2 protein-coding genes are annotated in these 14,941 nt (G+C 65.8%); both read right to left on the bottom strand.

Annotated features, from left to right (window positions below; genetic code table 11):
* Positions 1-37: 37 nt before the first annotated feature.
* Positions 38-13,057: a BapA/Bap/LapF family large adhesin gene (locus PVV54_RS21955; protein WP_274907244.1), complete on the bottom strand. Its 13,020-nt coding sequence runs from the start codon at positions 13,055-13,057 to the stop codon at positions 38-40.
* Positions 13,058-13,243: 186 nt separating this feature from the next.
* Positions 13,244-14,791, bottom strand: coding sequence for a nitric oxide reductase transcriptional regulator NorR (norR, locus tag PVV54_RS21950; protein ID WP_274907243.1), 1,548 nt, complete (start codon positions 14,789-14,791; stop codon positions 13,244-13,246).
* Between the last annotated feature and the right edge of the window lie 150 nt (positions 14,792-14,941).

Genomic DNA, 14,941 nt, shown 5'->3' with positions numbered 1-14,941 from the left:
TTGCCGCCGGGCGTGTGCCCGGCGGGTTACTGCAGCCTCAGACGACATGGATGCCGTTTTGCACCCACAAGTGGTGGCTCGGATCCTCCTGGGCCGTGTATTGGGTATAGTCGATTCCGTCGGCCACCTGAGTGCCGGCTTGCGTCCAGGTGTCGGTCATGTGCACCGAATCCTGGTCGTTGCCCTTGATCAGCAGGGTGTTGTTGCCGGTTTCGGTGATGGCCACCACGTCTGCCAGGTTCAGCGTCAGGCTTACCGCGCTGGTGTCGTTGAGGTCGATGATTTCGATGTCGTGCACGCGCCCGACCAGGTTGCCCAGGTCGATGCTGGCATCGCCGCCGCCCCACAGCAGGGTGTCGGTGCCCGTGCCGCCTTCGACGCTGGTGAAGTCCTGGTCGACCACTACCAGGGTGTCGTCGCCGGCACCACCTTGCAGGGTGATATGCCCGCCCTGGCTGCCGTCGAGATGGTCGTTGCCGTCGGTGCCGGCAATCACTTCAGTGGAGGCCGATGCGGCGGCAACGGTGAGGCTGTCGTCGCCGGTGTCGGCCAGCAGTGAAGTGAAGGTGGTGAAGCTGGCGGCGTTTTCCAGGTTGATGGTCAGGGTGGCGGTGTCGGTGGTGCCGTTGGGGTGGGTGAGTTCGTAGGTGAAGGTGTCGTGCTGGCCGATCACCGCCGAGGTCAGCCCGCTGTTGAGGGTGTAGGTGTAGCTGCCGTCGGCCTGCACCACCAGCGTGCCGTAGGTGCCGGCCACGCTGACGCCGTTGTGGCCGGGGATGGCGTAGGTGTTGGCCGCCACCAGCACGCTCAGCACCGTCAACGTCGAACCCAGGTTGTCGGCGCTGCCGCCCGAGGTGTCGGTGATCAGGTTGCCGGTGACCGGCGTGTAGCTGCTGACCACGAAGTCGTTGAGGTGGGTGGTGGTGGTGTTCAGGCTGGTGGTAATCGAACTCAACAGCCCGATGCCGCTGGAACTGACGCGTATCTGGTAACTGCCGGCGGTCTGGTCCTGGAAGGTGTACGCGGCCCCACCGCCCAACAGGGTGAGCAGCGAGCTGCCCGGCACCGATTGCACCAGCACGTACTGGCCGGTGGTGGTGTTGAGTTTATACAGCGCGATGGTGGTGTTGCCGAGCAGGGTCAGCAGGTTGGTGGAGTTGACCACCACTTGCAGGTCGGCGGTGGTGTCCGCGGCCACGGTGGTGGTGTAGGTCGCATTGCGGGCACCGATCACGGGCAAGGACAAGGTGCCCAGGGTCGCGCTACTGGTGCTTTCACGGTTGACCAGAGTGATACCGGTGCTGTCGATGTCGTTGACCGCATCCACCACCGTGGCGGGTGCGCCGAGGTTGGTGTTGCTCCAGATTTCCGTAGCCTGCGGGCTGTCGATGCGCACATACAGCGTGGCGGTGTCGGTGAGGCCGTTGGCGTGCACCAGTTGGTAATTGAACACATCCACCTTGCCGACGCTCGACGGTGTGCCGTTGGGCGTGTAGGTGTAGCTGCCGTCGGCGCGGATCACCAGGGTGCCGTACAGCCCCTGCACGGTGGTGGCGCTGCCGGCGGCGACGTAACTGCCATCCTTGAACACCTGCAGCACGGCGGCGCTGTCCGGCCCCCTGGAATCGGTGGTGCCGTCCGTGCCCGGGTCGCTGATCACGTTGCCGGATACCGGCGTGCCGGTGCCGGTGAACTGGGTCAGGCTGGTGGCGACGATGTCCAGCGTGGTGGTGACGGTGGTGACCAGGCCGATGCCGCCGCTGGCGACGGTCAGGCGGTAGTCGCCCGCTTGCAGGGTGCCCATGTCCACCTGAATGCCCAAGGGCAATATGATGAGGTCGAGCAGGCCTTGGGTGTTGCCGGTGGCGATGGTTACCCAGGCGCCAGCAGCGTTCTTCACTTGCAGGGTGAAGGTGGAGTTGTTGAGCAGAGCCAGCACGCTGTTGGTGGTCAGCGTCAGCGTCGGGTCCACCGTGGTGCCGGCCGCGACCGTCCAGGTGTAGGTCTTGCTGAAGCCCGACAGCAGGGTAGAGAAGCTGTCGTTGTAGGTTTGCGTCGCGACCACGGGCGCCAGGTTTACGGTGGCGGTAGCCAGGTTGTCGCTGGCAATCACCGGGGCGTTGGCGTCCACGTCCGGGGCGGTGATGTTGACGTTGCCGGAGGTATTGTTGCGCGGGTCGGTCAGGCTTACCGACAGCACCTGGCCGTTGTCCTGGGCGGGGCTCAGGGTGACGGTGAAGGTGCCGTTGGGTTGCACCGTGGCCGTTTGCAGCACGGTGCCGCTGGCGTTGCGCACGGTCACGGTGGCGCCGGCCTCGCCGGTACCTGTGAGGGTGCTGCCGTCGGCACTGATCACCAGGTTGCTGGCGGCGGCGGGCGGGGTGAGGTCTGGTGCGCTCAGCGTGGTGGCAGTGGAGGTGTTGCCAGCGGCATCGGTGAGGGTGACGTTCAGCGTCTGGAAGTCGACTTGCGCGGCGGCAAGGCTGACCACGAACAGGCCGTTGCTGCCCACGGTGGCGGTGCCCAGCACGGTACCGGCGCTGTTGCGCACGGTGACGGTGGCACCGACCTGGCCAGAGCCGCTGACCGTGGTGCCGTTGGCGTTGATGCTGGCGACCGGGGCGGCGGGTGGCGTGGTGTCTGGCGCGGTGATGCCGGTGCTGCCGGACGGGTTGCCGGCCGCGTCGGTCTGCCGTACCACCAGCGCTTGCCCGTCGTTTTGCGCCGTGGTCAGGGTGATGCTGAAGCTGCCGTTGGATTGCACCACGGCGGTACCGACCTGGCCGCTCGGGCCTTGCACGGTCACCGTTGCACCCGGCTCGCCGGTGCCGGTGAGCACGGTGCCGGCGGCGTTGATTGCCAGGTTGGTCGGTGCGGCGGGGGCCTGGGTGTCAGGTGCGGTGTAACTGGTGGCACCGGAGACGTTCAGCGCAGCGTCGGTTTGGGTAAGGCTCAGCACCTGGCCATTTAGTTGCGCACTGGCCAGGTTGATGCTGAACGCACCGCCCGCGTTCACTACAGCTGTGCCCAGCACGTTGCCGCCGGCATCGCGCACGGTGACATTCGCGCCAGCCTCACCGGTACCACTCAGCACCAGGCCGTTGGCAGACAGCGAGGTCACCACCGGGTTGGCGGGTGGCGTGGTATCGGCAGCCACTACAAACACCGGTTGCGATTCGTCACCGAGCAATGGGTCTGAAGTGACCGACAGCTGCTGACCATTGAGTTGCGCACTGGGCAGCGTCACCGTGAACGTTCCGCCGATTCCGGCCAGGCCAGTGGCCAGCAGGTTGCCGTTGGCGTCGTACACGCGAATGGTTGAGGTGGCGGCCGCGTTGCCTGTCAGGGTAACGCCGTCTGCGGCCAGTATTACGTTGGTCGGAGGGGCGCTAGGTGGGGTTAGCGGCGTGGTGAAGGTGGTATCCAGCGAGTCGTTGCCAGCCGCGTCAGTCTGGAAAACGGTCAGGATGGCATCCGCGCCAGGTGTCGGTGCCAGTGCAATCGAGAACGTGCCGGCAGCGCTGACTACGCCGGTACCGATCAGGTCGTTGCCAAGGTAGACCTCCACGGTCGCACCTGGCTCACCCCGCCCGGTCAGCGTGTCGTAACCGGTATTGATCGCCAGGTCGGTCACAGGGTCAGGGGGGGAATTATCCACAGTCTGGTACGACGCGGGCAGCGAAGCGTTGAGCGCCGCGTCGGTGGCAATCACGGTCAGCAACTGGCCATTGATTTGTGCCGGGCTCAGCACCACCACGAACTCACCGCCCGCCGGAACGGTCACGGTGCCTAGCAAGCTGTTGTCTGGCCCCCGCACGGTGATGACGCTGCCAACTTCAGCAGTGCCGCTGAGCAGCGTACCGTTGCCTGTCAGGGTGAGGATGGTGGGCGTGGCCGGTGGCGTCAGGTCGGACGCAGTGAGCTGGAGCGGGGCAGACGGGTTGCCTGTTGCGTCCTGGGCAACGACGGTCAGTACTTCGCCATTGATCTGCGCCGTAGTGAGATCGAGCACGAAGTTGCCGTCCGGGTCGATGGTGCCCTGGCCGACCATGTTGCCGAGGTTGTTCATCACCGTGATGCGTGCGCCGGCCTCGCCGGTACCGATCAGTTGTGTGCCACTGCCGTTGAGCGCAGCGATGACCGTGGCCGGTGGCGTTGTGTCGGCGGCGGTGATGGTGGCGACGGTCGAGAGGTTGTTGCTGGTGTCTTCCAGCGTCACTTGCAGCAATTGGCCGTTGAGCTGCGGTGTACCCAGGTTGACCACGAAGGTGCCATTGGCGGCGACCGTGGCCGTGCCGATTTCCACCGTGCCCAGGTAGACCCTTACGGTTGTGCCTGCTTCGCCGGTACCGCTCAGCTGATCGCCGGCGGCGTTCAGGTGCAGCCCGGTGGCGGCGTCCGGTGGGGTGAGGTCGGGTGCGGTCACGCTTACCGGCAGGCTGATGTTGCCGGGCGGGTCGGCCTGCTGCACGGCCAGCACCTGCAGGTTGATTTGCGCGGGGGTGAGTTCGACGCGGAAGCTGCCATCGGCCTGCACAAGGGTAGTGCCGAGCACTACACCGGCTGCGTTGGTCACGGTCACCGTTGCGCCGACTTCGCCTTGGCCGCTGACCACGCTGCCGTCGGCATTGATCACCACGTTGGTGAGCTGGGCAGGAGGGGTGAAGTCCGGCGTTTGCAGCGTCGCTACCGTCGACACGTTACCGGCACTGTCTGTCTGGGTAAGGCTGAGCAGTTCGGCGTTGCCCAGCGCCGGGGTGAGGGTGACGGTGAAGTGCCCGGCTGCATCCACCACGGCGGTGCCGATTTCGTCGCCTGCCGGGTTGCGCACGCTGACTACGGCGCCGGGCTCGCCACGCCCGGTGAGGGTAATGCCGTCACTGGAGATGGCCAGCGAACCCGGAGCCGCGGGTGGCGTGGTGTCGGGCGCGGTGATGGGGCTGGCGCCCGACTGGTTGCCGGCGGCATCGGTCAGCACCACTTGCACCTGCTGGCCGTTGGCCTGCGGGCTGGTGAGCAGGATCTGGAAGGTGCCATCCCCCATGACTACGCCGGTGCCCAGCAACGTACCGTCGGCGGCCAGCACTTTGACGATGCTGCCGGCTTCGCCAGTACCGTTGAGCAGGCTGCCACCACTGGCGAACGCCAGGTTGGCAGCGGCGTTGGGGGCAATGCGGTCGGGGGCGGTCAGGCTGACGCTATTGGACTCGTTGCCCGCTGCGTCCGACTGGCTGGCACCCAGCAGTTCGCCATTGAGTTGTGCGGCGCCGAGGGTAACGCTGAAGTTGCCATTGGCATCGACCACGGCGGTGCCAAGCTCGGCCCCGCCGGTACCGGTGATGGTCACGGTGGCTCCGGGTTCGCCGTGGCCTGTGAGGGTCAGGCCGTCGGCAGACAACACCAGGCCAGTCAGCGGTAGCGGTGCGGTGGTGTCCGGGGCCAGCAAGGTGGCCGGCAGCGAAGCGCTGCCGTCACTGCCGACTGCACTCACTTGCAGGGTTTCACCGTTGGCCTGTGCGTTGGCGAGGCTGACGCTGAACGTGCCGTCGTTGTTGGCGGCGGCGGTGCCCAGCAGCACGCCGTTGGGGCCGTACACGTTCACCGTGCTGCCCGGCGAGGTGCTGCCGGTGACGGTCAGGCCGTCGGCAGACAACACCAGGTTGCCGGGGATGTCCGGGGCCAGGTTGCCGGGGGCGGTGATGGTCAGGGCCGGGGAGGCATTCAGGGCAGTGTCCGCCTGCACCACGCTGAGCACTTCACCGGCAAGCGCGGCGGGCGACAGGGTGACGCTGAAACGCCCGTCTACGCCTACGGTTGCCGTTCCCAGTGCAGTACCGTCCAAGGCCCGCACAGTCACCGTGGCGCCAGCTTCGCCGGTACCGGTGAGGGTCGTGCCATCGGCAGCCACGGCCAGGTTGGTGACGGCGGCAGGTGGGGTAGTGTCGGCTGCGGTGAGGGTGGCGGCGGGTGAAACGTTGCCTGCCGCGTCTGTGGCAGTAACCTGCAGGTTTTGGCCGTTTGTTTGGGCAACGCTGAGGGTGAGCTGGAAGGTGCCGTTGCTGCCCGCCACGGCGGTGCCCAGCACGTTGCCGGAGGCGTCGCGCACGGTCACTGTACTGCCGGCTTCGGCGCTGCCGCTCAACTGCAGGCCGGTGGCGGCCAGGCTGAGCGCGGTCGGGGCGGCCGGTGGCGTAAGGTCGGGGGCGGTTACCGAGACCGCGACCGAGGTGTTGTTGCCCGCGTCGGTCTGGGTCACGCTCAGCAGTTGGGCATTGAGCTGGGCGCTGTTCAACGTCAGGGTAAAGCTGCCGTTGGCGGCCACCAGGCCTGTGCCGATGATAGTGCCGTCCGGGCCGCGCACGGTCACAGTCGCACCGGCTTCACCCAGGCCGGTCAGGGTAAGGCCGTTGTTGTTGAGTACCACATTGGTCAGTGCCGCTGGTGCAGTGAGGTCCGAGGTGAGCAGGCTGATGGCCGGTGACGTGTTTCCTGCTGCGTCCACCTGGCTGACGCCGAGCGCCTGGCCGGTGGCTTGCGGCGTATCGAAGGTCACCGTAAAGCGGCCGTCGGCACCTACTATCGCCGTGCCTACTACGGTGCCGGCAGCGTTGCGCACCTGCACGGTGGCGCCTACCTCGCCGATGCCGGACAACTGCCGGCCATCGGCACTGAGCAAGGTATTGGTCACGGCGGCTGGCGGGGTACGGTCCGGGGTCAGTAGGCTGGCCGGCCCGGACACGTTGCCAGCCGCATCGGTGAGCGTGATCAGCAGTGGGCTGCCGGTGGTCTGTGCGTTGGGCAGGGTGATCTGGAACTGGCCGCTCTGGTTGACCGTGCCGGTAGCCAGGATCGCGCCCGTCACATCCCGCACGGTGACGATGGCGCCTGCTTCGCCCTGGCCGCTGACTACTGTGGCGGCGCTGTTCAGGCCAAGGCCGGTGGCCGCATCGGGTGCCTGCAGGTCGGCGGCCTGGAGCGTGGCAGCCAGCGAGGTGTTGCCGGCGGCATCGGCCTGGGTGATGGTGAGGTTCTGGCCGTTCGCTTGCGGCGGGACCAACGTGACGGTGAACAGCCCGTTGCTGCCTACCGTGCCGCTACCCAGCAATGTGCCCTGCGCATCCACCACCCGCACAGTGGCACCCACTTCGCCGTGGCCGGTGAGGGTGGTGCCACTGCGGTCGAGGTTGAGCTGGTTGGGCGCGTCCGGTGCGGTTGTATCGTTGGCCACAATGGAGGCGGGTATCGAAGGCCTGCCGCCAGCGTCCAGGCGCGCGCTGACCTGCAAGGTCTGGGCATTGAGCTGGGCAGTACTGAAGAACACCCGGAAGGTGCCGTCGCTGCCGACCGTGGCCGTACCCAGCGTGGTGCCGCTGGAGGTCACGGTGATCAGCGAGCCCACGGTACCTACGCCGGTGAGCACAAAACCGTCGGCACTGATGGCCAGGCTGGCGGGGGTGGCGACTTCGGTGCCGTCCGGGCCGCTGACCGTCACAGGATCACTAAGATTGCCGGTTGGGTCGCGCACCACCACTGTCGCGGTTTCGCCACTGGCCAGTGCCGGGCTGACGTCAACGGTGAAGGTACCGTCGGGCCTGACCGTGGCGTTGCCGATGATGGTGTTACTGGCGTCACGCACGATCACGGTGCTGCCAGGTTCAGCGTTACCGCCAACGATCGTGCCGTCCGCATTGACGGTGAGGTTCTCGGCTTGCAGCGGCCTTGTCGTGTCGAGGGCATCGACAGACGATGGCGCTGAGCTGTTGCCCGCTGCATCCGTGACAACAACGGTCAGGGTTTCGCCATTGAGCAACGCAGGTGCCAGCGGCACGCTGAAACTGCCGTCCGGGTTGACGGCTACGGTGGTGACATTGCCATTGGGGTCGGTTACCGACACCGAGGCGGCACCGGGTGCATTGCCGGTGAGCGCAAGGCCGTCAGGCGTTACGGCCAGGTCGGTGGGCTGCGCGGGCGCAGTGATATCGGGCGCGGTCGCCTGGGCTGTTGTCGAGAGGTTGCCGGCGGTGTCGGTCAGGGTTACGTCCAGCACCTGGCCGTCGAGTTGGGGCGGCGTCAGTGCAACCATGAAACTGCCGCCTGCCGGTATCACCACAGTCCCCAGCAGTGTGCCGTTGGCCGTGCGCACTTCCACGGTCGCACCCACTTCGCCAGTGCCTTGCAGGGTAGTGCCGTCGGCACTGACCTGCAGCCCGGTTGCGGCGACGGGGCCAGAGGTGTCATCGGCGGTGAAGGGCGCCGATGGCGATGCATTGCCGGCGACGTCGATGAGCACGACCGAGATCGTTTCACCGTTGGTTTGTGCCGGGTTGAGGGAGACGGTGAACGTGCCATCGCCGTTCACTACGGAAACGCCCAGAATTATCCCGGCCGTGTCGCGCACTATGACGGTGGCGTTGGGTTCGCCCTGGCCGTTGAGCAACGTGCCGTTCGCAGTCAGCTCCATGCTGTTGGCCGGCAGCGGTCCTTCGAGATCGTTGGCGGTGATCGTGCCAGCCGGGGATACGTTGCCGGTGGTGTCCATTTGCGTGACGGACAAGGTCTGGCCATTGAGCTGCGGCGGGTCGAGCGGCACGCGGAAGCTGCCGTCCGCCTCGACCACAGTGGTGCCCAGCACCATGCCACCAACGATGAACACGCGCACCTGGGTGTTGGGCTCACCGGTACCGATCAGCCAGGCACCGTCAGCCGACAGGCTGAGGTTGCCGGGGATGCCGGGGGCCTCAATGTCCGGTGCGCGCACGCCAGTGCTGGTGGAGACGTTGCCACTGGCATCCTGTTGTTCAACGGTCAATGCCTGGCCGTTGGTCTGGGCCGTGTCGAGGGTGACCTCGAAGGTGCCGCCCGGGGTGACCTGGGCGGTGCCCAGCACGGCCCCGTCTGGCCCGCGGACGGTTACGGTGGCGCCGGGTTCACCGGAGCCGCTCAGGGTGGTGCCGCTGGCATCGAGCACAGGGTTGCCGACCGCCTGCGGCGGGGTACTGTCGGGGGCGGTGAAGTTAACGGGGCCAGCGCTGTTGCCGAGGTTGTCGGTGGCGTCAACGGTCAGGCTTTCGCCATTGCGTTGCGGCGTGTTCAAGGTGACGTCGAACTGGCCGTTGGCATTGACCGTGGCGGTGCCCAGTACGGTGCCGTCGCCGGCGCGCACGGTTACGATCGAGCCGGCCTGGCCTTGGCCGGTCAGGTGCAGGCCTGCCGCGTCAATGGCAAGGGCCGAGGGTTGCAGCGGGCCATCCAGGTCGGGCGCCGTGAGGGTGGCAGTGGAGGTATTGCCTGCAGCGTCGCGTAGCACCACGTCCAGCACCTGGCCGTCGGTTTGTGCGGCGTTGAGGGTGACGGTGAAGGTACCGTTCGCTTCCACTTGGGCGTTGCCCAACACGGTACCGTCGGCGGCGGTTACCTGCACGGTAGCGCCGGGTTCGCCACGGCCGCTCAGGGTCAGACCGTCGGCGCTGAGTTGCAGGTCGCTGGCTTCGTTTGGCGGCGTAATGTCGGGTGCGGTGACCGGCGTTGGCAGTGAACTGTTGCCATCCGTGTCGATGGCCACCACGTCGAGCAGTTCGCCGTTGGCCTGGGCGGGGTTGAGGGGGATGCTGAAGGTGCCGTCGGAGCCGGCTTGAATGCTGCCCAGCACGTTGCCATTGGCGTCACGCACTTCCACCAGGCTTCCGACCGGCGCGCTGCCGGTGATTGAAGCGCCGTCGGCGGCGACCACCAAATTGCTGGGGCTTTCCGGTACGGGGGTTGCCGATACGATGATGCTGAGCGTGGGGGACGGGTTGCCGGCCGGGTCGATCTGCACCAGCCTCAAGATGTCGCCTGCAGCGACTGCAGCGTCCAGGTTGATCAGGAAAGTGCCGTTGGCGGCGACGATACCGGAGCCAATGACGTTCCCGTCGAGGTCGCGCACCTGGACGGTGGCGCCCGCTTCACCGTGCCCGGCCAGCACCAGGCTACCGTCACCCACCACTATGTCGGTGACCAGTTCTGGCGGGGTGATATCCGGTGCGATGAAGCTCAAAGGCGGCGAACTATTGCCTGCAGCGTCAATCACGCGGATGGCCAGGCTCTCGCCATTGGCCTGTGCAGGGCTGAGGGTCAGGCTGAACGTGCCGTCAGGCTCGGCGATAACGCTGCCGATCAGGTTGCCGTCAGCGTCGCGCACTTCCACCCTGGCACCCGCTTCGGCGTTGCCGGTCAGGGTTACACCCTCGCTCAGGTTCAAGCCGGTGGGTTGCTGTGGCGCTACCAAGTCAGGGGCGGTCAGCGGGCTTGCCGTGGAGACGTTGCCGGCGGCATCGGTCAGTGTCACTTGCAGCGATGAGCCATCGACCACGGGTGCGTTCAGTTGCAGGGTAAAGCTACCATCGGGTTGAACGGTACCGGTCCCCAAAACCTGGCCTTGGTCGTTGAGCACGGTGACCGTTGCGCCTGCTTCGCCACGGCCGGATACGGTGTTGCCGTCGGCACTGATGGCCAGGTCGGAAGCCGGCTGCGGTGGTGTGTTGTCGACGGCGCCAAGGTCGGGGGCGGTGACGTTGCCAGCGGTGGAAGCATTGCCAGCGGCATCGGTGGCAGTGACTTGCAACTGCTCGCCGTCCACCAGCGGTGGGCTAAGCGGGATGCCGAAGGCGCCGCTGGCGCCCACTACCACGCTACCCAGTTCGGTGCCATCAGCGGCAAGCACGCGCACGGTACTGCCAGGCTCTGCACGGCCGGTGACCACGCTACCGTCGGCACTGACGGCAAGTTCGTTGGGGGCCAAGGGGGGTGTGATGTCGGGGGCGGTGACCAACGCAGGCAGGGAGGATTCGCCATTCAGATCGGTCGCTGTGACCTCAAGCAGCTCGCCGTTGGCTTGCGGTGGATTGAGGACAAGGGTGAATGTACCGTCCGGACCGGCCACCGTCACACCCAGCAGGGCGCCATTGGCATCATGCACTTCAATCAGGTAGTTGGGGGTGGCGATACCACTCAGGCTGGTGCCGTTGGCGTTGACCACCAATTCGGTCGGGCTGTCGGGGGCCGTGAGTGCCGGCACCACGAACGGCACGCTGCCCGAGGCGTTGCCGCTGGGGTCGGTTTGCGTGACGCTCAACTGTGCGCCGGTTTGCACGGAAGGGGCGAGGCTGATGATGAACGTACCGCTGGCGCTGACCACGCCAGTGCCGATTACATCGCCATTGGCATCGCGTACCTCGACCGTGGCACCTGCTTCGCCACGGCCGCTGAGCAGTTGGCCACTGTTACCGACCGCAATATCGCTGACGTCGGCGGGCGGTGTGGTGTCCGGGGCTACGAATTCGAACGGTGACGACGTGTTGCCGGCGGCATCTGTCAGCCGCACATCCAGTGTTTCACCGTTGGCCTGGGCGGGTGTGAGGGTCAGGCTGAAGTCGCCATTCGGGCCTACCACCGCAGTGCCGATCACCGTGCCGTTGGCGTCGCGTACCTGCACGGTTGCCCCAGGTTCGCCGCGGCCGGTGAGGGTGGTGCCGTCCGCCAAGGCGAGGTCGGTTGGCTGCGCAGGGGCTTGCAGGTCCTGGTAGGTCACCTGGCCGGGCTGGGAAGCATTGCCCGCCGCATCGGTCAGCACCACTTGCAGCGCGCTGCCGTCAGCGGCCGGTGGGTCAAGCGTGAGTGCGAAGGTGCCGTCTGGGCCAACGGTGCCGGTGGCAATCACGTTGCCGTTGCTGTCGCGTACTTCAACCGTGGTGCCTGCTTCGCCCCGGCCTGTCAGCGTTGTGCCGCTGGCGTTGAGGGTGAGTTCGCTCGGGGTGTCCGGAGCCGTGATGTCCGGGGCGGTCACCTCGGTAGGTTCGGACGACACACCATCACTGCCGGTAACCACTACTTCAAGTAGCTCGCCGTCGGTATGAGGCGGGTCAAGGGTGATGGTGAAGGTGCCATCCGCCTCGACTTGCGCGCTGCCAATCACTTGCCCGCGGAAGTTGCGCACGAACACGCGAAAGAACGGCTGCGCGTTACCTGTGACAGTAGTGCCATCGGCAGAAATGGCCACATCGGTAGGGCTTTCGGGGGCGGCCGCTTGCGGCACATCGATGGAGACGGCGCTGGAAGCATTGCCGCTGGCGTCGGTCTGTACCAGGCTGAGTTGTTCCCCCGGCCCGGCGGCGGGGTTGAGGTCGATGGTAAAGGTGCCGTCATTGCCAACCACGCCGGTACCGATCAAGTCGCCATTGGCATTGCGCACCGTGACGGTGGCGCCTGCTTCGCCACGGCCGCTGAGTTGCAGGCCACTGGAAGCGATCACCAGGTCGCTGACGGGGTCGGGTGGGGTGGTGTCGCTGCTGTCGACGACCGGCGCAGTGACACTGCCAGCCGTTGAGGTATTGCCGGCGCTGTCGGTCAGGGTAACGCCAAGGTTGCCGCCATTGGTCTGGGGCGAGTCGAGGCTGACGTCGAAAGTGCCGTCGGCACCCACCGTACCGGTACCGATCAGGTTGCCGGCGGCATCGCGGATACTCACGGTGCTGCCTATTTCACCTCGCCCCGTGACGCGCAGGCCGTCCGGTGATACCAACAGGTCGATGGGCGTTGCGGGTGGTGTTGTGTCCCCCGGCTCCGAGCCGCCGCTACTGCTGCTGCCACTGTTGTTATCGGCGGCGGCCGCAATACCGCCAGCGCCGAGCAGGCTGAGGCCGGCAATGGCAAAAGTCGAGGTGGCGCTGCCGGCCACACCGATCCCGGCGACCAGTTGATCGAGCGAGGCCACTTCCTCGAAGGTGAAACCGGTGAAGGCGTTGGCATCATAGCCCGCGTGCCACAAAGTGCCGTCTTCGCCCACAAAGACCATGTCGCTGCCCACGCCTGCCTGGTCCACGGCGAAAAAGTTGCCGACGGTGACTTGTTCCCCGGATTTGAGCGTGACTACCAGGTCCTGGCCCCGCCGGGTGACGTTGGCCACCTGGTCGGGCGCAACCGGCATTTGCACCACGCCGGGGTCATTGAGGGTGATATTGCCCCAGGCGTTCTGGGTGGCAACGGAGGTTTGCTTATCGGCTACAACAATGGCGTCCATGAATGCTCCCTGCTGGTGGCGGTCACAGCGACCCCGGAGCTGGCGCGGCGTGTAGGCAAAGTGCGACGCATTTTGGCCAGTCTCACCCGAGTAACGGCCCTGTTACCGGTGTTTAAGGGGGTATAGCACCTCAGCAGGAAGCAACCAGATGGCTTAGGGGTTAATCCTTTGGTGTTTTGCAGGCTCCTACGCCAAGCCCAAGCGCCGCGCGAGGCGGCTGAGGTTGGCGCGGTCCAGGCCCAGCTCTCGGGCAGCTGCTGCCCAGTTGTGCTGATGGCGTTGCAGGCAGGTGTCGATGACTTCACGTTGGTACGCGTCCACAGCCTGGCGCAACCCGCCTTGAACTGCCGGCATGGCCAAGGGCTCAGGTGCAGAGACAGTGGTTGCGGGCGCCACGGCCTGCAAGCCAAGGTCGGTGCTTTCCAGGGTGAGGATGCGCAAGCGCTCTGGGTGCCGACCTTTAGCCTTGAGGGCCGAGCGGCCGATCAGGTGTTCCAGTTCTCGCACGTTGCCTGGCCAGTCGTAGGCAAGCAACGCGGCCTGTGCATCGTGGCTGAGGCGCAAACTGTTCAGCCCAAGGCGCGACCGATTCTGTTCAAGAAAGTATCCAGCCAGCAGCAGCACATCCCGACCGCGCTCGCGCAGTGGAGGCACGTGAAGCGGGTACACACTCAAACGGTGATAGAAGTCTGCGCGGAAGTTGCCGTTACGCACTTCTGCCGCGAGGTCTCGGTTGGTCGCGGCGATCAGGCGCACATCCACCCGGTGCTCGCGGTCCGAACCCAGGCGTTGCAGTTGCCCGCTCTGCAGCACCCGCAACAGCTTGGCCTGAACGGCCAAAGGCAGTTCGCCGACTTCATCGAGGAACAGTGTGCCGCCGTTAGCCAGTTCAAATTTGCCTCGACGCTCACCATGGGCGCCAGTAAAGGCACCGCGAACATGCCCGAACAGTTCGCTTTCCACTAACGTGTCCGGCAGAGCAGCGCAATTGAGGCTGACCAGTGGCTGGTTGGCGCGGTTGCTGGCTTGATGTAAAGCCAAGGCCACCAGTTCCTTGCCAACGCCAGTTTCGCCGGTGATCAACACTGTGAGGTCACTTGCGCCAACCAGGCAGATTTCTTCCTGTAGGCGCTTATGCGCCGGACTCTGGCCGATCAGTTCTTTATCCTGGCTGCTGGCGTGGCGATAGAGTTCGGCGCGGTGCTGCTCGTCTTTGACGCGCAGCGCCAAGTGCTCAATGCGTTCGGCCACCGTCACGGTGGCTGCAGCCAGGCTGGCGAATGCTTGCAGGGCATCCAGATCGAGGGCCTGGAACTGACCTGGGGTCAGGGCATCCAGGGTCACCAGGCCCCAGGGGCGTTCGTCGACCATCAGCGGGCAGCCCATGCAGTCGTGTACTTCCAGTGCGGCATCAGGTGCGCTGACCAGCCCATCGTAGGGGTCGGGCAAGCCTGAATCACTGGCAAAGCGGGTGGGTTCCGGGTGGCTGAGCAAAACCTGAAAGCGCGGGTGTTCGCTGACTTTGAAGCGCCGGCCCAGCGTGTCGGCGGACAACCCGTCGACGGCCAGCGGTACCAACCACTCACCCTCCAGGCGAAGCAGCGCGGCAGCATCGCAGGGTAGCAAGTTTCGCATGGCCTGGAGCAGACGACGGTAGCGTTCCTGGTCGGGCAGGTCGCGCGACAGGTCACTGACCAGTGGGAGCAGGGCGGTGAGCAGGGGTTTTGAATTCATCAGGGCGGGCACTCAGGAACATCGTTGCCACTATACGCTTGGCACGCAGCCGCGGCGAAGTAGAACGGTGTTGGGTTCATTGCCACTATTGTTACAACCTGAGGGTAACGAGAAACGTTGCACACGCGCAGTACCAAGAGCGTGCTACCT

The organism is Pseudomonas sp. PSKL.D1, assembly GCF_028898945.1.
Classification (GTDB): domain Bacteria; phylum Pseudomonadota; class Gammaproteobacteria; order Pseudomonadales; family Pseudomonadaceae; genus Aquipseudomonas.
The sequence above is the reverse complement of the archived record's forward strand: the minus strand, read 5'-3'. Positions and strand labels throughout refer to the sequence as shown.

Bases quoted from the DNA above. Each gene is read 5' to 3' on its own strand.
- PVV54_RS21955 (WP_274907244.1), bottom strand. From the start codon at position 13,057: ATGGACGCCATTGTTGTAGCCGATAAGCAAACCTCCGTTGCCACCCAG.
- norR (WP_274907243.1), bottom strand. From the start codon at position 14,791: ATGAATTCAAAACCCCTGCTCACCGCCCTGCTCCCACTGGTCAGTGAC.